Source organism: Elusimicrobiota bacterium (genome assembly GCA_016218575.1).
In the GTDB taxonomy this organism is placed as follows: Bacteria; Elusimicrobiota; Elusimicrobia; order UBA1565; family UBA9628; genus JACRDN01.
The window spans coordinates 22,778-46,144 of sequence record JACRDN010000008.1 but is presented as its reverse complement, the minus strand read 5'-3'; the positions used below and the strand labels follow the sequence as shown (position 1 = coordinate 46,144).

The 23,367-nt window shown below is 64.4% G+C and carries 19 protein-coding genes; 14 read left to right on the top strand and 5 right to left on the bottom strand.

Going from position 1 to position 23,367, the window contains the following annotated elements:
- Positions 1–270 precede the first annotated feature (270 nt).
- From HY921_02355 to HY921_02315, 9 genes are read left to right on the top strand one after another with little or no spacing between them, the layout of a single operon-like run.
- Positions 271–1,845 (top strand): DUF4932 domain-containing protein, encoded by a 1,575-nt coding sequence (locus HY921_02355; GenBank protein MBI5629708.1) that lies wholly within the window; start codon positions 271–273, stop codon positions 1,843–1,845.
- Positions 1,842–3,950, top strand: a complete 2,109-nt coding sequence (locus tag HY921_02350; protein ID MBI5629707.1) for a tetratricopeptide repeat protein — start codon at positions 1,842–1,844, stop codon at positions 3,948–3,950. Before HY921_02355 ends, HY921_02350 begins: the two co-directional genes overlap by 4 nt.
- Positions 3,950–4,939 (top strand): DUF4932 domain-containing protein, encoded by a 990-nt coding sequence (locus HY921_02345; protein MBI5629706.1) that lies wholly within the window; start codon positions 3,950–3,952, stop codon positions 4,937–4,939. The genes HY921_02350 and HY921_02345 overlap by 1 nt, the downstream gene beginning before the upstream one ends.
- Positions 4,939–6,345: a hypothetical protein gene (locus HY921_02340; protein ID MBI5629705.1), complete on the top strand. Its 1,407-nt coding sequence runs from the start codon at positions 4,939–4,941 to the stop codon at positions 6,343–6,345. The genes HY921_02345 and HY921_02340 overlap by 1 nt, the downstream gene beginning before the upstream one ends.
- A complete protein-coding gene (locus tag HY921_02335) occupies positions 6,342–7,712 on the top strand; it encodes a hypothetical protein (GenBank protein MBI5629704.1) in 1,371 nt (456 codons plus the stop codon). The genes HY921_02340 and HY921_02335 overlap by 4 nt, the downstream gene beginning before the upstream one ends.
- Positions 7,709–8,341 carry a hypothetical protein gene (locus HY921_02330; protein MBI5629703.1) on the top strand — a complete coding sequence of 211 codons (633 nt, stop codon included), beginning with the start codon at positions 7,709–7,711 and terminating at the stop codon, positions 8,339–8,341. Before HY921_02335 ends, HY921_02330 begins: the two co-directional genes overlap by 4 nt.
- The gene (locus HY921_02325) at positions 8,320–9,390 is read left to right on the top strand and encodes a DUF4932 domain-containing protein (GenBank protein ID MBI5629702.1); all 1,071 of its coding nucleotides are present in this window, start codon (positions 8,320–8,322) and stop codon (positions 9,388–9,390) included. The genes HY921_02330 and HY921_02325 overlap by 22 nt, the downstream gene beginning before the upstream one ends.
- Positions 9,387–11,915 carry a DUF4932 domain-containing protein gene (locus HY921_02320; protein MBI5629701.1) on the top strand — a complete coding sequence of 843 codons (2,529 nt, stop codon included), beginning with the start codon at positions 9,387–9,389 and terminating at the stop codon, positions 11,913–11,915. Before HY921_02325 ends, HY921_02320 begins: the two co-directional genes overlap by 4 nt.
- Before the next feature lie 48 nt (positions 11,916–11,963).
- Positions 11,964–12,362 (top strand): VOC family protein, encoded by a 399-nt coding sequence (locus HY921_02315; protein ID MBI5629700.1) that lies wholly within the window; start codon positions 11,964–11,966, stop codon positions 12,360–12,362.
- A gap of 6 nt (positions 12,363–12,368) precedes the next feature.
- On the opposite strand, the gene HY921_02310 is transcribed toward HY921_02315, so the two are convergent.
- Positions 12,369–14,492, bottom strand: a complete 2,124-nt coding sequence (locus HY921_02310) for a tetratricopeptide repeat protein (protein MBI5629699.1) — start codon at positions 14,490–14,492, stop codon at positions 12,369–12,371.
- Between the two features lie 61 nt (positions 14,493–14,553).
- On the opposite strand from HY921_02310, the gene HY921_02305 reads away from it, so the two are divergent.
- The 5 genes from HY921_02305 to HY921_02285 are packed head-to-tail and all read left to right on the top strand — an operon-like array spanning position 14,554 to position 18,826.
- Complete coding sequence (locus tag HY921_02305) at positions 14,554–15,504, top strand: SGNH/GDSL hydrolase family protein (protein ID MBI5629698.1); 951 nt, start codon at positions 14,554–14,556, stop codon at positions 15,502–15,504.
- An 8-nt stretch (positions 15,505–15,512) separates the two neighbouring features.
- Complete coding sequence (locus tag HY921_02300; protein MBI5629697.1) at positions 15,513–15,662, top strand: hypothetical protein; 150 nt, start codon at positions 15,513–15,515, stop codon at positions 15,660–15,662.
- Positions 15,649–17,466, top strand: a complete 1,818-nt coding sequence (locus HY921_02295; protein ID MBI5629696.1) for a hypothetical protein — start codon at positions 15,649–15,651, stop codon at positions 17,464–17,466. Before HY921_02300 ends, HY921_02295 begins: the two co-directional genes overlap by 14 nt.
- Positions 17,457–18,194 carry a hypothetical protein gene (locus tag HY921_02290; GenBank protein ID MBI5629695.1) on the top strand — a complete coding sequence of 246 codons (738 nt, stop codon included), beginning with the start codon at positions 17,457–17,459 and terminating at the stop codon, positions 18,192–18,194. The genes HY921_02295 and HY921_02290 overlap by 10 nt, the downstream gene beginning before the upstream one ends.
- Positions 18,191–18,826 (top strand): 7-cyano-7-deazaguanine synthase, encoded by a 636-nt coding sequence (locus HY921_02285; protein ID MBI5629694.1) that lies wholly within the window; start codon positions 18,191–18,193, stop codon positions 18,824–18,826. The genes HY921_02290 and HY921_02285 overlap by 4 nt, the downstream gene beginning before the upstream one ends.
- On the opposite strand, the gene HY921_02280 is transcribed toward HY921_02285, so the two are convergent.
- From HY921_02280 to HY921_02265, 4 genes are read right to left on the bottom strand one after another with little or no spacing between them, the layout of a single operon-like run.
- Positions 18,801–19,742 (bottom strand): ACP S-malonyltransferase, encoded by a 942-nt coding sequence (locus HY921_02280; protein ID MBI5629693.1) that lies wholly within the window; start codon positions 19,740–19,742, stop codon positions 18,801–18,803. The two genes, HY921_02285 and HY921_02280, sit on opposite strands and share 26 nt — an antisense overlap.
- 5 nt (positions 19,743–19,747) lie before the next feature.
- Positions 19,748–21,151: a 1-acyl-sn-glycerol-3-phosphate acyltransferase gene (locus tag HY921_02275; protein ID MBI5629692.1), complete on the bottom strand. Its 1,404-nt coding sequence runs from the start codon at positions 21,149–21,151 to the stop codon at positions 19,748–19,750.
- A 3-nt stretch (positions 21,152–21,154) separates the two neighbouring features.
- A complete protein-coding gene (locus HY921_02270) occupies positions 21,155–22,054 on the bottom strand; it encodes a hypothetical protein (protein ID MBI5629691.1) in 900 nt (299 codons plus the stop codon).
- Position 22,055: 1 nt separating this feature from the next.
- On the bottom strand, positions 22,056–23,366 hold the full coding sequence (locus HY921_02265) for a beta-ketoacyl-[acyl-carrier-protein] synthase family protein (GenBank protein ID MBI5629690.1): 1,311 nt from the start codon (positions 23,364–23,366) through the stop codon (positions 22,056–22,058).
- Position 23,367 lies beyond the last annotated feature (1 nt).

The window sequence follows — 23,367 nt, the reverse complement described above, 5'->3', positions numbered from 1 at the left end:
TATGATCAATTTGGAGGCCCGAGCTTGAGGCGAGTTCGAGGCGCGACGAGGGAGCATAGCGGTAGCTATGTGACCGAGGAGCAACGAAGAAATCGGCCAAGCTCGGGCTTCCCCGAAGGGGCCGAGCGCTTTTGGGCTGCGCCTGCGTCGCTCGTCGCTCACATACCGCTGCGGGTATGCTCGCTCCTTGCTCCTTGTCTCGCTCCAAAAGCGCTCGGCCAAATTGATCATATTATTACTTGACAGGGCCTTAGCGCCTGGAGGGACCCAATGAAGATGCTTATCGCCGTGTTGGCTTGGTTTTGCTCCTCGGCCGTAGCCGGGGAGAGGTCGTTTCCATACCCGTCGGTGAGCCTCGACCCCCGCATCGAGCTCTTGGCCGTCGTCCACGTCCTGGCCGGAGAGGTTCCGGGTCTCGACGGCTTTGCCCTAAACGACTCGGACTATGCCCGCGAGGTCCGGAGGCGTTTCTGGAGGCTCCGGGGACATCCGGCGGTCGAGGCGTACCGGCGCGCCAGGCTCGCGGGCTTGGACGCCGTGGGCGCCCAACGGATGATGCTGGACTTGGGCGATCCTCCGGAGTTGGCGACTAAGCACGAGCTTCCCTCCGAGGTGGAAAGGCTCGTCTCGCTCCTCAAGGCCTTCGCCCGAGACTGCCGCTTCATGGAATTCTTCAACTCCCACCGCCCCCTGTACCGGAGTTTGGTGGGCGAGGTCGTCTCGGAGATGAAGGACCGGGACTATGCCTCCATGCTTGAGGAGTATTCCGGCCTTGAGGTGCGCGCCCGCTATTCGATGATGCTCTGCCCTTTGCGCGGTCCGCGGCAGGAGGGGAACATGAATCATATCGAATGCTCGGAGGACGGGAAGGCCGGTCATTCTATTTTCGCCACGCTCGGCCCCACGGAGATCCGTTCCGGGATACCACAATTCCAGTTTTGGAACCGGCGCTGGGACCTCTGGCACGAGCTTTCCCATACTTTGCTCGACCGGCGCCTGCGGGATTTCCCGGCAGAGGTGCAGGCGACGAGCGCTCTATTTGCGCCCGTCGCCGATCACTGCTACGGGTTCTGGGCTCAGTGCCTGCGCGAGCACGTGGCGCAGGGTGTCGCCTGGCGCATGCTGGCCTGGGCCAAGCGCGCCGGCAGGACGAAGGAGGATGTCTGGCACCCCACGGCCGAGCAGGAGGAAAAACTGCCTTACCTGCAGGTCGTCATCGACAGGCTGGCCGATTACGAAGCCCGGCGCGACCTCTATCCCACCTTGAATGACTTCTACCCCGAGCTCTTGGAAGCCTTCGCGGAGCTGGCGCGGGCCAAGGAAATTCACGGCAAGGCCGTGCCGCGGCCGCCGCGGCCTTCCGAGGCTTACGCGGTCGAACCCGCCAACTCGGAGTGCCGCAAGGGCGCGCGCGCCTCCCGTGAGCCGGTTCCTCCCCTGTCCCCACCCTCGGCCGCCGCGGGCGAGAAGCTTTCGGTTTCAGAGCTCAAGGCCCGCGGGGTCTGGCTGTTCCTGCGCGGCGAGGCGGCGGAGGCGCTCAAGGATTTCATGCGCGTGCGCGACGCAGCGCCAGGGGACGCGGAGGCGCATCTTAACTGCAGCGTGGCATTGCAGCGCCTCGGCCGCTCGGCAGAGGCCATGGAAAGCGCCGGCCGGGCCATAGCGCTCGCCCGGCCCCAAGGGCCGGGCTCGTTGCTGTTGGCCGAGGCCCTCTCGACCAGGGCCGCTCTTTGGGAAGGCTTGAAGCAGTTCAAGAACGCGCGGCGCGATTATGAGGAGGCTCTGCGCGCGGCTCCTTCCTGGTGGTCGCGTCGGCGGCAGATACAGGCCGGGCTGCGCAAATGAGGCTCGACAAGGCCCTCGCTCTGCTGGAGGGCCAGAAGTGGCTCGACCTCCTATGGGACTGTCCGGCGGTCGCGGGAGACATCCGATTCCTTCGGGAGTTTTTTCTGCCCGAGCACGGCCGCTACAGGAGGCAAGTCTACGAAAAGGCCCTCTTTCTTCTCTCCGCGGAGGGCGACTCTCCGCCCTCCGCGCGCGCGCTGGCGGCGCGGGGCAGGGTGCGCCGCATCCTTGGGGACGCGACGGGAGCGCTCTCGGACCTTGACAGGGCCGCGGCCCTCGATCCGAAGCTCGCGACAGCCTACGCCTTCCGCGGGGAGCTTAAGGCCAGCGCCGGCTCGGCCGGCTTCGCCGAGGATTTCGATAAGGCCTTGGAGCTCGATCCCGGAGCCGGTCCCTTTCATTTATGGAAAGGCTTCGCGCTTTTCTCCTTGGGCCGAAACAGCCCGGCCGCGGTTTGCCTCGATAAGGCCGTCGAGCTCGCTCCGGAGCTTGCCTGCGCCCTGATCGCGCGGGGGATGCTCCGGGAGCGCGAGCATGATCCGGACGGAGCCCGGCGGGATTTCTCGCGGGTGGCCAAGAGCCACCCGCGCTGCCCGGGCATCTATTCCTTGAGGGCGAGCTCCGCATGGAGAATGGGAGACCGGGCCGCGGCAGTGGAGGACGCGCATCGGGCGATCACCCTCCATCCGGAGAATTTGGACGGCTTCGTAAGGATACTCTACCTGGCTTTCGGGATGAGGGGACCTATGGAGAAGGGGCTGGAAAACCAGATCCTTCTGCAAGGCCTGGACACACTCTCAGCCCAAGAGGCCTCGGCCTCTTGGGCTTGCGCGATCCGAGCCGCGATCCTGGGAGCCAGCGACCTCCAAATCGCGCCTTTGCGCCGGGCGCTGGAAGGAGAGCCCGGCAGGGCCTGGGTCAGAGCTTTTTTGGGGCGGGCGCTGAGCGGCCAGCGCCCCGAGGCCAGTCCCTTGGAGGACCCAAGAGAGGGCCTAGCGCAGATGGATCGGGCCGCGGCGCTCGAGCCCGAGTCGGGCTGGATCCGCGCTTGGAGAGCCGAGGTGCTCAAGCGCCTAGGCCGCAAAAAGGAGGCCCTGGAGGATCTGGACCTCGCGGTTTCCTTGGATCCAGAGTACAGGCTCGCCTTCGCCTGGCGCTCCATGCTTAGGGAGGAGTCGGGCGACTTGGCGGGCGCGGCGGCGGACATGTCGAAATGCCTGGAGGCTTTGCCCCGGCCCTCTTTTTACCGGCGCCGCGCTTTCCTCGAGTGGGAAGGTTCGGACTCCGGCCGGCCGCTCGAGGATATAGCGCTCTGCGTCGAGCTTTCATTCTCGGACGCCCTGCTCCACAGCGCCCTCGACTGGCTGGTCCGCGATCCAGCGGCCGAGGCGTTCTCGGCCGAGCGATCGCGCATGCGCGCGCGCCCTCCCGGCCCGCGGGACTGGAAGCGGCTCAAGAAAGCCGTCCCAGCCTTGCGGTCCATCCCAGGAGGAGGCCTCGTGGTGCTGAGCGAGGCTAAGCTGCGCTCCGTGGCCGACCGGGAGCCGCGGCGCAGGGCCTTGGCCCTGGCTTGGCTGGGGCGCTCGCGCCTCATGGCCGGGCGCGCGCGGGAGGCTCTGGCCGTCCTCGACCAGTCCTTGGAGCTTTCCCCCGACTCGTTCCTGGCTCGCGCTTGGGCGAGCGATGCCTGCCGCGGGACGGGGGATTTCGAGCGCGCCTTGGTCGAGGCCGACCGGGCGCTTGCCCTGCGCCCGTCATACATCCCCGTGCGCCTCGGCCGGGCGGCGGCCCTGTGGGCCTTGGGAAATTTCTCGGGATGCGCCCAAGAGGTCTTGTCGGCCTGCCGCAGGCACCCGGAGTCCGCGGCGATTTTCTGCCTCTGGACGCGCTGGACGCTTCCCGTCCTGTGGCGGCCGCGCTCGGGCCTGGAGGCGGAGGGCCGCCTGGCGCTGGTGGAGGCGGCTTTCCGCGCTGGATTCTCGCGAAAGGCCCTGGCCTTGGCGCGGGGCCTATCCGCCGCGGCCCTGGGGCCGCGGGGCCGGCGCCTCCTCGACGCCTTACGGGCCGCGGCGGACAGGGCCCGGCCGGCCGGAAGGGCGCTCTGATGCCGGCGGTTTTGGAGGTAGACCCCAAAGTGGAGCTGGTGGCGGTTTTGGAAGGCCTGGCCGAGGCTGGACCCTGCGCCGCCTGCGGCCCGAGTGGGTATTGGGAACGCGCCTCCGCGCTCGGACGAGAGCACGAGGCCTGCCGGCTTTTTGGCGCCATGGGGCCGGGAGATTGGAGGCACCGCCACCCCGCCTTGGTTATCCTGGACTTCAGCCCGCCTCCCGCCCTCGAGGTGTCCGTTTCCGCGGGCCACTACGGCCGCCAGGCCGGCCAGGATCCGGTGAGCCGGCTTCTGCCCGCGCTGCGCGCATTCTGCCGGGAGGGGGGCTTCCAGAAATTTTTCGATAGTGAGAGGCCCTTTTACGAATCGCTGCTCGAGCCGTTGCGGGAGTCGCTGAACCGGTTGGATATAGAGGCTCCGGTCTTCGATTATTTGGGGATGCGCTCGACCGTGCGCTATCATTTCATCCTCTCGCCCCTGTATCACGGCTGGGCCATGCACAATGTGCTCCACCCTGGGGCGGACGGCTCCTGGGATATCTACACCATCTCCGGGCACAGCCGCGTGGAAAACGGCCGCCCCCGGGCGGAGCTTAAGCCCGACATCTTGATCAACGCCTGGCACGAGGTCTGCCATACTTTGGTGGACCGCGTCACGCAGTCGCACCGCGGAGCCTTGGAGCCCCTCTCCGGCCTTTACGCCCTGATGAGCGGCACCGCCAAGAACAAATACCAGGGGCCGCCCGGCTGGCTTCACATGGTCGATGAGCACGTGATCCGCGCCATCACCGCGCGCCTGGCCGCGGCCAGGCGCGGGGAGGAGGAGGGCCTGCTTTGCCTTTCCCGGGAGAAAAAGGAAGGCTTCGCCTTGATCGGCCCGGTTTACGAGATCCTCAAGGAGTATGAGGCCGCGCGCGGGCGATATCCTTGCCTGGCCGATTTCTATCCCAGGATCATCGAACTCTTGAGGCGAGTGCGGGGGGCCTGATGGCGTTCAAGAACGGCTTCCTCCTTTCGGCGATCCAAGCCCTATCCTGGGCTATTTTCCTCGGCCTGTGGGGCCTGGTGGCGGCCTCGGACTACAAGCAGCGCAAGATACGCCACCGGCATCTGGCCTTCGGCCTGAAATTCGCTCTGGTCTGCTACGCCCTGATGCTGGCGAGCACGGCCTTGGGAGAGAGGGGGCTTGTCTCCGTCTATTACCATTGGAATTTCTACTCGGACCTGGGGGGGTATCTCGCCAGCACGGCCGTCGCGGCCATGGCCCTGTGGTGGGCCAGGATATGGCCGGCCGGCGACACGAAGCTCTTCCTCTTCCTGGCCGCGGTCTACCCCATGATGAAGGTCTCCTCCTCCTTCCAGTCCGGATGGCTCTTCCTTTCGGTGCTGATCAATATCTTCCTGCCGGCCTGTGCTGCGATTTTTCTTCAGGCCGCGCGCCATGTCTGGAGGACGAGGCTCAGGCACATCAAGGAGTTCTGGGCCCAGATGGGCCTGCGGCGGTGGCTCGGCTACGTCCGGGAGAAATCCCGGGAAGTCCTGCTCGGCGCTCTAGGCGAGGCCCGGGAGGACTGCGCCTGGGCCCGCCAAAACCCCGGGGCGGTGCTCCTCAAGGCCTGCGGCTGGGTGCTCTCCATGGTCGTCATGGCCGCGCTTTCCTGCGCGGTCAAGGATTTCCTGGGATCGGCGCTCCTGAGGACCCTGTTTTGTTTTGCGGTCCTCTACCTGGCCAACCGCCTGCGCTCCCTCATAGGGCGGACTTACGGCTGGATTCCGGCCGTCTTCCTCATCGTATTCCTCGCGATCCGGCGCCCGGAGTTCCTGGGTCCGGAGCTGTGGAGGGCTTTTGGGGCGTTGGCGGTTTTCTCGTTGTTTCTCCAGCTTGGGATCAAATGGACGGTGGGCTTGATGGCGGGCCAGGTCCTCATGCTGGCCTTGCCCTTCGTGGGGCTTCTGATGGGGCTGATCCCCCGGGGGCTTGCCTCCCGCTTCTCCTCATTTTTAGGAGCCGGGCCGGTTTTGGCCTGGGCCCTCCAATTCCTTCCGTTGGCGTGTCTCGGCGTTTTTTTCGGGCTCACCTGGACCTTCGTGCGGGCTTGGGACAACGAGGACCATCCCGACATTCCCAGGGACAAGATCCTTTCCTACATGGTGCTTCACCACAGCTTTCTCTCCCAGCTCGCGCAGGACGAGGACTTCCACGCGGAGCATTTCTCCGCGCCTTACGCCGACGGCTTGACCGAGGAGCAGGTGGTAGCGCTCAAGGCCTGGTGTGCCTCTCACGGCATCGAGACCGTGCCGTTGGCCACGACCATGGCTTTCTCGCATTGGATTTTCCTGGGTTATTTTATAACATGCCTTCTTGGGCGCCACGTCCTGTCCCTGATCCTATGAGGCTCAACGAGAAATCCTGGATTTACGGGGGTGGAATCACTCCGGAATGGAAATGGATTTTCCGGCGCCGGACCCGCGAGGCCCTGGCCGGGCTCAAGGCCGCGGCCAAGGACTATCCCAGAAGGGCTCCGCCCGCGGCCTTTAAACGCGCCTACCTGCGCGGGCTTTCCTACGTCATCGAAAGCTCCGGCCCCGAGCGCGACGCCATCCTCTCCCACCCGGCCCTGGATTATTGGCTCTTTCTATGGGATAAGCACTTCGCCGCCGCTCCCCGCGGACCGGAGGATTGGAGCCTGCACTTCGGATTGTTCCAGGGATTCGCGGCCGCCTTGGCTTTGAAGCGGGGCGCCTCCCTGCGCCTGGAGGGCCTGGTGGATCCCTCCGGCCGGCTCGCATTGTACGGCAGCCCCCTGCGCCTGGATTATCCCGCCTCCGCGGCCGGCAAGACGGTGCCGCTTGCCCTTGGAAAGGGCCGGCTCGAGGCGGGTGGCAAGACCGCCCGCCCTTGCGAGGAGATCCTTCCCGGCATTGAATTTGAGGATCGGGCCTGGCTTATCGCCCATGGGGTGACCATGCACGGCCTGGCCCATCCGGAGGGGGAGGCGCGCGAGCGGTTTTGCGCGGCGCTGCGAAAGGCCCTTTCCGACATGGAAGCCCGAGCTCCGGGCCTTTTCGGGGAATTTCGGGACATGGTTCGAGTGATCATACCGCTTGAGAACTCGATGGGTTTTGGCAGTGTCAGCTCCTCCTACGTGAATTTGCGCGGGGCCATCTGCCTGTCGCATTCGGGTGATCCCCTGCTCCAGGCCGAGACCTTGATCCATGAGTTCTGCCACCAAAAAATAAATCAGCTCCTCGTGGCCGAGCCCCTGCTTCTGCCGGGACAGGGCGGTCAGGTTTTCTATTCCCCGTGGAGGCCGGACGCCCGCCGCCTGCGCGGGCTTCTCCTGGGGGCGCACGCCTTCCTGAACGTGGCCGGATATCTTCTAAGCGCGGTTTCGAACACTTCCTATCGAGAGAAGGCATCGGTGGACTCCATGCTCAACGTGGCCCAACGCCTCTTCCAGGTCGAAACGGCCTTGCGCTCGCTGGCTTTCTACGGGGCCTTTACCGAATTCGGCCGGGAATTCCTCCTGGGGATGTGGAGGGAGCTAGGGTTCCTGTTCCACGGCATGCAGTGGTTTCCACCGGCCCTGGTGGATGAGGCCCGGGAAAACTGCTTGAAGCACCGCAAGGAGCACTCCTTGTTCGACACGGGATTCCACAAGAGCGCGGAGTTCGAGGACAAAGTGGGCCGCGCGCCGTTCTTGAGCCCTGGAGGGAGCGCGGCGGCGGCCGCGCCGCTCTCCGTGGAGGCGGCGGCTTGAACCGGGTCGAGCGAGACGAGTGGCTGAGAGCCCTCCTTGAATCCTTTCCGGCGCTGGAATGCGGGGAGTTGAAGGCTTTCCTCGGACGATTGGACGAGGTTTGCCGTGAGGGCTCTTGGGAGCTGATGCTGTCGAGCATCGGGCCGGCAAAAAAACTGGGCTTTCGCTATGGAGGCGGATCGGAGAATTACGCCTCCTGGTCTGCCGCTGCCGCCCGGGTCCTGGGGCTCTCCAAAATGGGCCCCAGGTGCTGCGCCCCCGCGCCAGGTTTTCCTTGGCTCGAGCTCGTATGGGACCCAGCCGCGGACCGTTTTGTTTCGGGGTCCGTTCTTTCCGCCAAGTCCGCCGGCCAAGACCGCGCCTTCTCTCCCGGGATGATGGGTCACCCGGAGCTCAAGGCGGCCTTCGCGGCCCTCCACCGCCTGCATCCGGTCGCGAGCATGGCGCGCTCGGCGGATTGGTGGGCTGTTCGCTTCGCCGAGCCCCTGTCCTGGCCCTCCTTCCTTGCTCTCGACATTTCAGCGCCGTTCGCCGGGCATTCCTCCTTGCTCTCGTTTCTCCTCCTCAATCGCAGGGTTTCGGAGCTTAAGTTCACGGAGGACGAGCTTTGGGCCTGCGCCGGAAAGTGACCCTTTTTCTTCTCCTGGCGCGCTCCGGCGCGGCCTGGGGGAGCTCGAATCTCTCCGTCGCCGTCGATCCCCGCTTCGAGCTTCTGGGCGCGGTCCAGCGCCTAGCGGGGCTGGGGGAGTCGTCGGAGGGAATCTATCCGGAGCCGTCCTTGGTTCGAAAGCGCTTCGCGGCTTTTCGCTCGCATCCCGCCGTGAAGGCCTATGCGGCCGCGGCCTCGAGGCGCCCGAGCGAGGAGGCCTTCGGCATCATTTTTTTCTTTTTAACCGAGCCCCCGGTCCTGGCCTGGAAGGTTCCGCGCGCCAGACTCCCCCAGGGCTTCATTGAGTCGCTCGGAGGAATCGGAGCGGTCGAGAGCTTCCTCGTGGAAATGCGCGATTTCGCCAGGGCCTCCAAGTTCATGGAATTTTACCGCGAGCATTCCAGGGGCTACGCGCGCTACGAGAGCTTGGCCCGCCAGGAGCTGGACGGGACGGACTATTTGGCCTTGATGCAATCATACCTGCGCCAGGATCTTGACTGCCGCATGACCGTCATCCTTCCCCTTCTCTACAGCCGCAGCCGCTTCACTTCCTTCATATGGCCCTACCCCTACCAGGGCCCGGGAAGAAAGGGCAAGGGGCCTTTCTCGGTTTTCACCATTCACGGCCTGCCGAATATCCGGGACGGTCGGCCTTATTTCGGCCTCGGCGATTTCTTCCAGGACGGAGACGGCTATAAGCCCTTGTATATCCCCGTGGAATGGGGATTTGTCGACTCGGAGGAGAAGATCAAGGGGCTCTCGGCCCTTTACGGGCCGGCGGCCCGGGATTGCCCGCCCTCCTGGGAGGCCTGCGCCAAGCACTTGGTCATTTCCGCGCTGAGCCTGCGCATAAGCAAGCGCCTCCTGGGCCGGGATATACCCCTCCCGCAGTCTCCGGCGCAAGCCTACGTGAAGGCTCTGGCCTCCCGATTGGTCGAGTTCGAGATCCAAAAGGCGCGTTATCCCAACTTCCAATCCTTCTTCCCGAGGCTCGTGGACGAGATGAAGGCCCTCGCCGCTTCCCCATGAAAATTTTCTCCCGGGCCTCGGTCCAGAACTCCGAGCAGGGGGCCGAGCGCATCATTAAGCTCATGCCCAAAGACGCGGCCAAGGCCGCGCGTCGGGTCCACGAAACGCTGAAGAAGGCCAGGACCGGCATCGTCCGCTACAAGACCGCGGCGGAGAATTTAAGGCCCCTGGACGAGGCGCTCCTGGCGCATCCCAGATGCGGAGCGTTGATGATATTCCGGGGTTTCGTCAAGCGGGTGGCCAACCGCTACGAGGACGCGGCGGCGGAAATCTCGCGCGGGATCGCGCTCCACCCGGAGGAGCCTCAGGGGCACTTTTGGCTGGCGACCGCCTTGGGCGCCCTTGGGCGTTTCGCCGATGCGGTGGAAAGCCTCGACCGGGCCGTGGGCCTGGCCCCGGAATGCGCCGAGTACTACAAACTGCGCGGCCAGGCCCAGGAAAAGCTGGGGCGCCTGGAGGCCGCGGTCTCGGATTTCGACAAGGCCATCGCCTGCCGTCAGAATTACGATTGGGCCTACATCGGCCACGGCGTCTGCCAGGCCCGGCTCGGGCGCTTGGACGAGGCCCTGGACGATCTCGACAAGGCCATCGAGCTCTCGCAGCAGGAGGAATGGGCCTTCCTCAAGAGAAGCCTGATTCGCCGCCGCCTGGGAGACATCCTGGGCGCGGTCGAGGACGTCAACCGCGCCTGCGACCTCAACCCCACCTGCGAGTGGGTCCAGGGCAAGATGCCCAAGGATGAAAAGGCCCTGCTGGAGGCGAACGGACTTCTCGATGGGTGCCTTGCCGAGCACCCGGAGGCCGTCTGGGCGCGGGCCTGGCGGGGGCAGACGCGCCTCAAGCTGGGCGATTTCGCCGGGGCGCGCCAGGACCTGGAGCGCGCCCTTTCGGGCGAGCTCGGCAAGCGGCGCGCCTGGGCGTTGGCTTGGCGGGGGGAGTCGGCGCGCCGACTCGGGGATCTCGACCAAGCCGAGAAAGACCTGGATCAAGCCGCGGCCGAGCGCCCCGATTATCCGCAGGCCTTCCTTTGGCGGGGATGCCTGAGGCTGGAGCGGGGCCGGCCCGAGCCGGCCCTGGTGGATTTCAAGCGCTCCGCCGAACTTAATGACCGTTTTCCCGAGATACATTTCTTCATCGGCCGGGCCCTGGAAGCCCTGGGGCGCTCCAACGAGGCTTTGGCCTCGTACGATGAAGGCCTCAAGATCGGCCCCGGAAACGGGGAGCTGTTGAAGGCCCGGGCGGCCCTCCGGGGACGCCAAGGCGATGCCGTAGGCCAGGAGGAGGACCTGCGCCAATACTACGAGAAAATCAGCGTCTCGCCCCAATATTGGCGAGGGACCTACGGCGAGCTCATAGACGAGGCCGGCCCGGAAGTAGCCGGCCGAGTCTGGGAGAGCCTGCCCTTGCCTGCTCAGCTTCTTCGGGAGGATGCGCGCGAGGCGGCCGCGGCACTTCTGGCCTTGCGCGGCGCCAACCTTCGCCAAGCCGGGCGCTTGGACGAGGCCTTGGCTTCTTTTAAGGAAGCCCTGAGGCTCAAGGCCAGGCCCATCGTCTCCGTGGACGCGCGCATCGAGCTTTTGGCTGCGGTTCAAGGACTTATCGAACCCGGCCCCTTGCCGGCTTTTTTGGAGAAGTCCTCCCCCGACGTCCTCGAGTACGCGCGGGAGTCGCGCAGGAGATTCGCGGCGTTCTCCGGGGACCCCGCCTTGGCCGCGGTTCGCGGATCGCTGCAGGAGCCAGCGGCCTTCCGTTGGTTTCAGGTGGCCGGAACCCTTCTCAAGGCCTCTGCCTTGCCCAGGCTCGAGTGGGCGGCGGTTCCGGGTCCCAACGGCAGGGACGCGGCTCTTCTCGGCGCCCTGCGCTCCTTGGCGGAGCGCTCCCGCTTCCTGGAGTTCTTCGACCCGTGGCGCGAGCGCCTGTCGCGCTGGGCGGCTCCCGTGAGGGAGGCCCTCGCGGGAGAAGATTATTCGGCCGGCCTTTCATGCTACCTTGGAGTCGAGGTCAAGGCGGACTTCATCGTGATGGTCTCGCCCCTGGCCTTCAGGACCTCCTACAGCGACCAGGCGCAAAGGCCGGGCGGAAGAGCCGAGAGCTGGACCGTCATCTGCCCGTCGGACCCGGAGGCGGGGCTCTGGGACGGGATCAGCCCGGTCTCAAGGCCGCTCTTCCAAGCCAAGGCCTGGCACGAGCTCTCCCACGCGGTCATGGACGCTTGGGCGGAAAAATACGCCGAACGAATCGGAAATTTCTCGCGGCTTCATGCCCGGATCTCCGGGCACGCGCGCAGGTCGGGGTGGCTCGACTGCTTTTCCGAGCATCTGGTCCTGGCACCCAGCTGCCGCCTGCTCAGGCAAAAAGAGGGAGCCGGGGCGGCCGAGGAAATCGAACGGGCCTACCTGCGCTCGGGCTACGCCTTCCTGGGTCCGGTGTTGAAGGGCCTTGAGGAGTACGAGGCCTCTCGGGAGCGCTACCCGAGCCTGGAGGATTTCTACCCGCGCTGGCTGAACGTCCTGGAGAGGCTGTAGGAGGCGGCGGGGGGAGTATAGTATGATTGAGTTTAGCGAGGTGAGAGCATGACCCAGACCGTCGCCGGAATTCGGGGATTTTACAACGTCATCATCAAGGCCTTGGACGTCGAGAAGGTGGCGCGCTTTTACTCCGGAGTCCTCGGCCTGCCCGTGCACCACGACTGTCCGGACTGCGTCGTCCTTAATTTGGGCCAGGACCAATGGCTCGTGATCCACAAGGACCGCAAGGACATCGAGGACTTGAAGGGGGCCGGCGGAGCCAGCGCGTCTCGCTGCGGCTTCGGCTTCAGGGTGGACGACGTGGACGCCCTCTACGAGCGGCTCAAGGACAAGGTGAAGTTCCCCAAGCCTCCGGCCGACGAGGAGTGGGGGGCGCGCTGCGTCACGGGATTCGACCCAGAGGACAATAAGATCGAGTTCATCCAGGAGAAGCGCAAGCCCTGAGCCGCTTCAGGGCTTGCGCGGCAGAGAAAGTATTTCTTTCCGGCTGTCTCGAATCCTGGCATTGAGCTCCTTGCCCCCGAGCCCCGCCGCCAGGGCCGAGTCGTAGAGCTTGAGGGCTTGCCTTAGGCGCCCCTGGGACTGGTATATCGAGCCGAGGCTCATCAGGGCTTGCGGCCCCTCCGGGTCGAGCCTGACCGCGGCTTCCAGGCTTTTAATTGCTTCCGCGACATTCCCGCTACGGTACAGGCATATCCCCAAATCCTTGAGATATTCGGCGCGCGGCGGCGCGCGGCGGGCGAGCCCATTCAAGAGACGCAGGGCGGTCTTTAGGTCTCCCGCCTCCTGGTAGCCCAAGGCGGCGGCGTGCAGGTCCCCGGGGGCGCGGGCCGAGCTCATGGCCTTGGCCAGGAACTCGAGGGCCAGCCGCCGGTTTTTCGCCCTCAGCGCGGAGTAGGCCTGCGCGGTCCAGAAGGGTTGAAGGCGCGGCGCCGAGCTCTTTTTTAGGTGGCGCGGCGCGGCCGGCGGTGTTCTCGGAGACTGCTCCAATCCCAGGGCTCTCATAGCCGCGCGGATATGTCGGGACTCCTCTTCTCTCCCAGGGCCTCGGGCGCGGGCCAATCCCTCGGTGAAGCTCCGGCGCGCGCCGTCGCGATCCCGGAGCAAGGCCAGCGCGACGGCTTGGCTTGCCCATAGGCGGGGAAGGGCGGGATTCAAGGCCAGGGCTCTGGAGTAGAAGCGGCCAGCCTCCTGAAGGTTGCCGCGAAGGGATTCGATCTCGCCCAAATGCCAGTAAAAAAGGGAAGGATCTGTATTGACGGCGGGAGCTCCCCAGGGCCCCGCGTTGGCCGCGGCGCTCGCCGCGGCCCTCTTCACCAAGGCGGGGAGCGCTTCAGGCTCGGTCCGTTTCCCGAGGGACGCCTCCAGGAAGACGACGGCCCGGTGCGACAAGGATCGCCGGTTCGGCGCGGAGATCTGGTTGAAGGCGTATTCAAGGGTGGTCCAGCTTCCCCGGGCACCGGGGCAAGCCTCGAGCGATTTCATCTCCGGCTTCTTTCCCATGCTCTCGATAACGGCCGCCGAGACCAGGGCGTTGCAGGGGCTCTTCCAGTGAACGGCGTCGTCGAACATGTCGAGGCCCGGCAGTCCCGGAAATGCCTTCCTTTTGAACAGGGCGTCGGCGTCCGCCAAAATGGCTCCTTCCTCGCGCGAAACGCGCTTGATAAGCCCCCGGCAGGAAGAGCCACAGCGCAGGTCGTCTGGTTTGCGGTCCAGGTCAATGGAGCGTTCGTAGTCCCTGCGGGCGTCTTCAGCAAGGCCGCGCCTTTCCTCAGATCTCCCGGCATAGAAGAGGCCCAGAGCGGAACCCGAGAGCCTTAGCTCGGCGGCCGCCTCCCGATGCCGGCCTTGAAGGTGGAGCACCCAGCCCTTCACGAAGCGTTCGTCCGCCGGGGCAGGTCCGGTCGGGGGGGCGTCCCTGTAATTGAGGGGAGGCACTACCACCACCGCGGGGACTCCCTTGAGGCGGGCCTGGCGGAGCATCTGGCGGAGGTTGGCGCCGAAGGCCGCTTCCATCTCGGCGTAAGGCCGCGAGGGGGGACCGGCGGAAAATTTATCGAGGAGCGCTTGGTAGGCCTTGAGCCGGGATAGGCGATCCTGGACCTTGAGCAGCCACAGGGGGACCGGGGGCGTGCCGGCGGCTTCGGTGAATCCCATGAGGATGACGATGAGATCCGGAGAATAGGCGAGAACCTCCGATTCGAGCATTAGGGTCCGGAAGCTGTCGTAGCCGCTCATCCCGCAGTTAAGGAGCTCTATCTCTTTGAAGGGCGAGGCTTTCCCCAGCATTTCCCGAAAGCCTCCCTCGCGGCTTTCCCCGAAGAGCTTGGCGATGGAGCTTCCTAGGATGAAAATCCGAAAGGCGTCCTTGCCCTTACGGATGGGGAAGGAGCCGTTGGCCGCTCCCGGACGTCGGGAACGGTAAATTTCGGGGTTGTCTTTATCGGGCGAGAAGAACGGTTCAAAGATATCCTCGTAATAATAACGCCGCGAAATCGGGTCGTTGACTGCCTGGGCCAGAGCTTGTCCGACGCCGCGGGAGAGAAGTAGGGCCGCTACGATCAGCTTCTTCACCCATGGATGATATAATCAAGGAAGGGGCCGGGGCAATGTAATATATAATGGCTCGCCAAGGATGCGAAAAACTGCGGCGCCTCTCCTCTTCTCCATCGCCATGGCGGAGGCGTTTCTGCGGCTCGGCTTTCTCCTCGTCCAGAATTACGACGTCGAGATGTGGAAATACTCCCAGCTCCTCAAGCGATCGGTGGGCGACGCCCGCTCCCACGTCCACCGTCCCGGAGCCTCGGCTCGGATCATGGGGGTGGAGGTCCGCATCAACTCCAAGGGCTTGAGGGGGCCGGAAAAGGCCTACGACAAACCCGCCGGGGTCTACCGCGTCCTGGTCCTCGGGGATTCCTTGACCTTCGGCTTCGGGGTCGCTCAGGATAAGACTTTCTGCCGCAGGATCGAGGAGGCCTTGAACCGCGGACCGCGCCGCCCCGCGGGGCGGCGCTACGAGGTGATCAACGCGGGCGTGGGCAATTACGGCACGGCCCAAGAGCTGGCCTATTTGCGCCAGGAGGGTTATAAATACCGGCCCGACCATATCATTCTGGCGTTCTTCATCAACGACGCCGAGAGCGCCCAAAAATACCGGCTTAACTTCCTGGCGCGGCACTCAATGATCTGCGTGGTCGGCAAACTCATGGCCCGGGCTTGGAAGGTGAGCCGTTCTCCCGGGCGTCAGTACGCCGCCTACTACAATTCGCTTTACGCGGGGGAGCGCTGGCCGCGCTACAAGGCCTTGCTGGAAGAGGCCGCGGACCAGGCGCAGGCGCTCGATGCCAAGCTCACCGTTCTTCTTCTGCCCGACCTCCATGAGCTTAAGGACTACCCTTTTGCCCCTATCCATCAGCGGATAAGGCGGGTCTTCGAGACCCGGGGCTGCGTCGTTATCGACGCCCTGGAGGCCTTCGGCGGCGAGGGGGAACCCCACCGGTGGTGGGTGGCCCGGGATGACACGCATCCCAATCAAGAGGCGCACCAGGTCATTGCCGAACTCGTCCTGCAAAAGATTAAATTATGATCCGGGTCATGGAAATCCTGAAAAAAGTCTTCTCCTTTCTCTGGCGGCTCAGGGCATGGTGGGGGCTTGCCCTGCTGGCCCTCGCCGCGGCCGCCGCCGCGGTCGTCTACCTGGCCCTGCAAAACCCTGTCGGTCCGTTTCGCTATGTCCAGTTTTAAGCGCAGGGCCTGGAGCGGGGTATTCTTTCTCTCTATGGGTCTTGCCGGCGCGGCAGAGGGCCGCGAGGCAGCGTTCCCAAGCCCTGAAGAATTGGGGGCGGCCCTCGACAAGATAGACGCTTTTTTCCCGTATCTGCGCCGCAAAACCCTCGCCAAGTCCGAGGAGGTCGAGCTCGGCAAGCAGCTGTTTTTCGATCCGCGGCTTTCCGTCAACAATGCGGTGAGCTGTGCCTCCTGCCATCAGCCCGGCCTGGCCTGGTCGGACGGCTTGCCCAGGGCCAAAGGCTTCAACCACCAGGAGGGTCCGCGCAACACTCCGAGCCTGCTCAACGTCCACTACAGCAAGCTGCTCTTCTGGGATGGGCGAGCCAAGAGCATCAGCGAAGCCGTCCTGAGCGCCATCCGCAACCCAAAGGAGATGAACCAGGGCTTGGAGGCTTTGGACTCCAAGCTTAGGGCGATCCCGTTCTACGCCCGAGGTCTGGATAGGCTTTACGGGCGCAAGGAAAATCTTCCCGCCCTCGCCGCGCGCGCCCTCGAGGCTTTCGTGGCTTCATTGGAGCAGGAGCCGGACAGCCCATTCGACCGCTTCCATGAGAAGGGCGCGCCCATGCAGCCGGCCGTGGCCCGGGGTCTCGTGCTTTTCACTGGGAAGGCCCAATGTCTGCGCTGCCACGCGACACCGGACTTCTCGGACGGCAATTTTCACAATATCGGATTAAAATCCCCGATGCCGGACGAGGGGCGCTCCGCCGTCCTGCCGGGGCCGGCCAGCAGGGCCGCTTTCCGGACCCCTTCCCTGCGCAACGCTGCTCTAACCGCGCCCTACATGCACGATGGCAGCCTGCGCACTCTGAGGGAGGTGGTGGATTTCTACGACCGCGGCGGCGACGAGGCCCAAGGCCGGGATCCCGCCATAAAGCCCCTGGGGCTTTCCGCCGAGGAAAAGGAGTTTCTGGTGGCGTTCCTCGAGGCCCTCACAACACCTCCAAAGCCCGCCGTCGTGCCGCAGCTGCCGGCGCCGAGCTTTGAGGAACGCCCGCATGCAACGGCAGGGGGAATTTCTGCGGCTCATCAAGGGGTCGCCCATAACGGCAACTCTCCCGGGCCTTCTTTATTAAGGAAAGCTCTGACATGCCCCCATCCCTTCAGCGTGGAGGCTCTTCTGAGAGAAGCCTCTCCGCCGCCATGGGAGCAGGAGAGCCTTAGGGCTTTCAATGACCTAGCTTTGCCACGGGCCGCGCTTTATTTCCGCTATTTGGCCTTGGCCAAGGGGGATCCCAGGGTCTGCTCGGCCTTGGCCCCCTTCCGGAAGGTCTTCACCGGCCAATCCGTCCCGCACGACGAGGCTTGCCGGGAATGGTATCATGAGATGGCCTTCGCGCGGGCCTTGGCGGGACGAACAGAAGACTTCCCTCGAATATGCCGTGATTCCCTGAGCCGCCAACCGACGATGGGTCCGAACGACGCCGAATTCTTGTGCGGGCTTCTGGAGAAGAATATGGAGAGTCCCTCGGCTGTCTGCCCAAGCCTGGTCCCCCGCTACTACGGCCCGCACCAGGTGCGGGCCTGCGCCAGGGGCTTTAAGGCGTACGAGGGAGAGGCCTCCGCATGCGACGGTTTGAGGGGGACTTTCGATCTCTATGCCGAGCGCTGCCGGGGCATCGCCCTCTCGCGCAAGGCGATCGCCTCGGGCGACGCGGGAGTCTGCGCAGACTCGGACGTCTGCCGGGCCCTGGCGGGCCGCGGGATGGAGTTGGCCGCGGCCATCAGCCGAGGCCTGGAGGAGAAGCTTTGCCACTGAGCTTCCTGTTCGTCGCCGCCTTTGCCGCTGCTGCCCAACCGGAGGCGGCCTGCCGCAAGGAATTTTCCCTGGAGAAGGCTTTGGCTCGCGCGCCTGAGCTCGCCGAGTACGCGCGGCTCTACCTCGCCTGCCGGGCATTCACTCTCGACAACCCCAATATCTGCGAGGAGTTGGCCCCCCTGGACCGAAAGGCTTCCGGCCGTTCTCCAAAACCATGGCCGTTTCCGCTGGTCTACTCCTGCAAAAGAGACTGCTATCTCTGGATGTTCGACCGCGAGCGGATCACCCGCGGCGCCCAGGTCCTCGAGGCCTGCCTGCGCGAGAACTCCCACCGCATTCCGAGCGACGGAGGCCCCTTCAAGGCGGGAACCTTTCGCAAGGCCTGTCCGATCGTGGCCCGCTATTTCCGATCCGGGGGAGATCCGCGCGCGGCCTGCTCGGAGCTTCTCCCTTATTACCGCTATGCCCCCGATCTCGAGGATTGCGTTGGCAGGCTCCTCTACGCTCGGGGCGAGGACCCAGCGGTATGCCCGCGCCTCCTCCCGCCGCCTTTCCCCAGGAGATGTCAGGATCTTGCGACCTACCACCGGGCCTACGACGCCCGCGATTTGAAGCTCTGCGGAGAATCGGCGTATTGCCGCCTGCTGATGGGTGCAAGCCCGGCTCTTTGCGAGCCCATGCTGGAGGACGTAAAGGCGCGCTTTTGCGCTGGGGTGGAGCAGTCATGAACTCGGGGAAGGTCTGCGTTCTGGCCAGCGGAGGCCTCGACAGCTCGGTCCTCATCGCCGATCTTTTGCGCCGGGGCCATGAAGTGAGGCCGCTCTACGTCCGGAGCGGATTCGGCTGGGAAAAAACCGAGGAGGCCTGGCTTAAGAAGTTTCTTAGGGCGCTGGCATGTCCTGGCCTGAGGCCTCTTGCGATCCTGGAGGTTCCCATGCGCGGCCTGCTTGCAGGCCACTGGAGCCTGACCGGGCGGGAAATTCCCCCGGCGGGCAGTCCCTGCGAGGACGTGTACCTGCCTGGAAGGAATTTGGTTTTACTGAGCCATGCCGGCATGTATTGCGCGCGCCGGGGCATACCCGTCGTGGCCTTGGCCATCCTTAAGGGCAATCCCTTCCTTGACGCCCGCCCGGCGTTCTTTAAGTCCATGGAAATAACCCTCGATGCCGCGCTCGGATTTCGGATCAAGATCATGGCCCCCTACAGGCGCAGGAGCAAGCAGGACGTGGCGCGCCTGGTCCCGGGCTTTCCCGCCGAATTGACTTTTTCCTGCCTCAGGCCCCAGGGCCTGAGGCATTGCGGGCGCTGCAGCAAATGCGAGGAGCGGGAAGCGGCTATCTCCCGATTTCCGCCGTCTTGACGGCGAGGGTCGAGATTCCCGGGAGAAGCTCGCCCTTCTCGTCTTGCAGCTGGTCCTTGATCCAGGTCAGCGGCTGGGGCTTGTGGGCTACCTCCAGGAAATTCCGGCAGCCCGCCTCATAGGCCGAACGGACCGCGGCCAGATGCTTCTCGCAGGAGTCGGCCTGCTCTACAAGCAATTCCTTTATCCTTTGAGGATCCCTCTCCCGCCGTCCGGAAGTGCCCATAAATAATGAGACCCGGGGCGAACGAAGTTCGACCCGGTCGAGAGCTAGTTTTAGGGATTCCTTGCAAGAAGTGAACGCGCTAGTATGGTAAGGTCCTTCTACCTTTAAAATTCTTATCTTCACCGGCCACCCCTCTTGCTCCGCTTTCGCCGCGAAGGCCTGCAGGTTGGCGAGGGTTCCTCCCAATACGCCCCGGCCGACGGTGTTGTGGAGGGCCAACTCGACGCCGGAAAAGGCCTTGAGCTCACCCACGGCATCGTCCAGGACTTCGGTGGAGATGGCGGCAAGTCCCATGGGGACCGTAAAGCTCCTGCAAACGTCGGAGAAGGCTTGGGCTCGGGCGCGGATGAACACTCCGGAGTCCTCCACGCTCAAGCATCCGGCGGCCACCAGGGCAGCCACGACTCCCATGGAGTGGCCTACGGCCCCATCCAAGGCCAGGCCCGGATGAGCGGCCTTATAGGCGAACCAGTGGCCCAGGTGATGGGCGTGGATGGCGCGTTGGGCGTTGAAGGTGAGGGCGAGCTCGGACTCCGGCATCCCGGTCGTGATGTATTCCAGGTCCTCGCCCAATGAAGGCTTAAGCCTCTTGAGAACGTCCCGCGCGGCGGGAAGCTCCCACAACTCCCGGCACATGCCGGTCTCCTGGACGGATTGCCCGGCGAACATCACGCAGTATTTTTTATCCATGGAGGTCATGAGATCATGAACGAGCAGGCCGTAAAGCGGCCTGAGTGAGATAGGGAAAGCCCCCAGTCCTGGGCTTTCCCCTTGTAAAGAACCTTCGGTATTCCGTCCACTTCGGTGAAACTAAGAACGTCGGGAGTTTTGATCTCATCCGAGGAGGAGGCGATAAGTCGCAGGCACATCTCCCGAACATGGTCTTGCGGGCGAGCTCCCTGCGGGAGCTCGCTTACTTCCCACAGAACATCCCCCGCCTCCTCGGCGGAACCAAGCGAGCCGCCCCGGAAAACAGCCAGGCAATGGACTCTCTCGGGGCCCTCATCCGTGAAGGCGATCTCGACCTGGGCTCCGGTGGGCCTGTGCAGGACCCGGCGCCGGAAGAGGTCGGCCTGTAGCATCAGGAATCCTCCAGAGGGCGTGTGGATTCCTGATTGGGAGAGGGCTTTGTGAGAAGCCTCTTTAGCCGCCAGGAATTTCCAGCAGGCCGGGTAGACCCGCTCCCTAGGGAGCTCGGCGAGGTAAGCGCGCTCCTTGGCCGTGAAGTGGCGCTCGCTCCAGTCGGGGTCCACATCTCCGGTCTCCGGGTCGAAATGCTCCCGGGCCAGGGGGGAGTTGAGGTCGACGATATCGTTGCCCCCGCAGTTCTTGGGAAGGGCGCTACCCGCAAACCATAGGTTTTGGAGCTCGCTCAATTTGTCGAAAAGCCGCTGGGAAATCTGGCGTGGCGCGGTTTCTCCTGGAAGGACCGCGGGGATGAGGTCGGCATGCATGCGGAAGGTCTCGCCCTTGGCTGGAGCCGCGGTCGTGTAGAGCTGGGACTCCCCGCGCAGATAGACGCAGAGAAAAGACGCATTGGGGGCCATCAACGCCAAGCGCCCAAGAAAATCCTTGGGTTTTCTCCGGTCAAGCCAGCCCGAGCGCGAGCGGCCGGCCTCCGGGTAGATGAAGACAGAGCCCCCGTTGTTGAGAAGCCAGGCGCATTTGTCGAAGACCCTTTCGCGCCAGCGCGCCGAGGCTTCGTCCTCTCCTTCCCTTAGGAAAGGGATGCAGCGGCAGAGATACATGAGGCCTCTGATGAGCCGGGCCTTGAAGAAGCCCCCCAGGTGGTAATAATTGCGGTATTCCGGCGTGGACCAGGGCCCCAGGCGCCTGTCGGCGGCCTTGCGCCAGGGGCAGACCGCCCAGAACACCAGGAATGAGTCGATGAGGGTCAGGTGGTTGGCGGCCCAGATCACCGGGCCCTCGCGGGACTCGAGCTTCTCCCAAATCTCGCGGCGGAACTCCTTCAAGCCCGAGAACTTGTAGCGGAAGTAAAGTCGCCCCGCCGCGACCATGGCCCAATAAATGGGCCAGGCGAAGGCCCGGCTCGCCAGGCCCTGGACCTTTAAGGCGAAGGTTTCCTCGCGGGCGAGCAAACGCTAATGCTTGGCGGCCTGCGCCAAGCTCTCCGAGAGGAGTCCTCGCAGCTCCCGCACCTTGGCCTCCTCGACGGGTTTTCGGTTGGCCGCGTCCTTGGCCGCCTCCTCGGAAACCCGGAGCTTTGCCTGGGCCATTTTGAGGCGGGTCTTGAGCTCCCCCTCCTCGGAGCGTAGTGATGCGATCTGGGCGGTATCGTTGGAGGAAGAGAGGCCCTTGATCTTGTCGCTCGCCACCGCCAGATCCTGGCTCAATGCCTCGCAGGCGCGCTTGTCGTTCTCGTAGGACTTTTGGCGCGAGGCGGCCAAGGCTTTGGGGTCGGCGAGGAGCGCCTCGTAAGCCTTGGCCTGTTCGGCCATGGCCCTCAAGTTCTGGACGGCCTCCTCCCTCTCCGTCCCGGAGAGCTTCTCGAGCTTGGCCAGGACCTTGCGGAGAGCATCGTTCATCTTGTAGCCATCGCCCACTGCCACGATGTAGGCGAAAGAGACAATCTTGGAGAGATAGGCCTCGTTCTCGGGCATATGGCCGAAATCCATGAGCATCTTGACGGAGAGCCCCGGGGTGGCGGCCAGAGCGTCCTGCCCATCGAGGATGCGCAGCTTTCCGAGCTCCCCGTCCTCCAGGCGAAACTCAGCGCTCCCCTCGGCCAGGGGCACGCGCTTGGTCTTGCGCGTGAGGAATTGCCTCTCGATGGACATGGTGATGTCGGCCAGGTTGCTTGACTCGATGCCCATGCCGATGATGTGCCCGAGGTAGGGGACGTTGCCGTCGGCCTTGGACCAGTTGGCCTCGTTGGTAGCGTATTTCCTGACTCCGGCGATGATCTTCTTCTCGGTCTCGTCGGGCGAAATCGCGTTCAAATCCACCGCCTCGATCACGGTCTCCCGTCTCTTGAATGCCATGTTATGAACCCTCCCAGCGTTTGAATAATAGGCAGCCGTTGACATCTCCGAAGCCGAAGGAGGCCTTGATGACGTAGCGGAGTTCTCGCTCCTGGAGCTCGTGGGGGATGCTTTGGGACACCTTCAAAATCTCGGGGTGGACCTCCTCGCTGTTGATTGAGGGGTGCACGTAGCCGTGGACGAGTTGGTCCACGACCGCGGCGGCTTCCAGGGCTCCGGCCGCTCCCAGGCAATGCCCGATCATGGACTTGGTGGCTTGGATGAACGGGAACTTCTTGGGATCGAGCTCGAGGGCTCGGATCCAGGAGTTGACCTCCCTCGGGTCAGCCGTGGTGGATGTCAGATGTCCGTTGATAAGAGAAATATCCTTTGGAGATATCTCTCCATCTTGGATGGTCTTTCGGATGCAGCGAGACACCCCGTCGGCGTTGGGGAAAGTCATGGTGCCGCCGTCGCGTTGGCCCCCGGAATTGCAATAGGCAGAGACGAGCTCGCAGAGGATGGGGGCCCCGCGCTTCCCGGCCGACTCCAGGGTCTCGAGCCTCAGCACCGCGGCCCCGCCGCTCGGCACGAAGCCGCAGGCCCCGGTCCCCATGGGCTGGGAGGCCTTTTCGGGCATGTGGTTGAACTTGGAGCAGAGCACGTCTCGCATGGCGTCAAACCCGGCCCAGAGCGCGTAATGCGTTCCCTCGGCTCCGCCCACGTACATGGACTCTGCGTAGCCGAGCTGGAGGTGCTTGAAGCCTTCGAAAATCGCCTCGGTTCCGGTGTTGCAGGCGGAGCTGTTGGAGCTCACCTGGCCGCCAGCCCCCAGGAACTTGCCCACCGTGACGCTGATCGAGGAACCCATGACCTTGGGCACGATGTCGGTTCCCATGGGCATGGTGCCGCGTCCCGGCTCCTGGCTCGCGGCCTCCTCCAAGGTGGGCCCGATCTCGTTGAAAATGGTGTCCATTCCGCCCAGGCCCGAGCCTATGATGGCTCCTGAGCTCCAATCCACGGGGTTTGCCTGGTAGCCCTTGCGCAGATCAATATCGACCCCGGAGCTGCGGGCGCATTCCACCGCGGCCAGGGCCGTGTAGATCATGGCCTCGTTGAGTTTGTGGTAGTCGCTCTCGGAGATGACCCGGAGGACGTCCTCCTCCTCGAGGGGGGGGATCCCGCCGATCTGGGCCGAGAAGTTGAGTTTTTCGAGCTCCTCGTGCCGCTTGATGCCGGATTTGCCCGCCCGCAGGGCCTGGCGGTAATTGGCCAGGCCCACGCCGTTGGGGGCCACCACGCCCAACCCGGTCACGACCACGCGCTTTCTCATG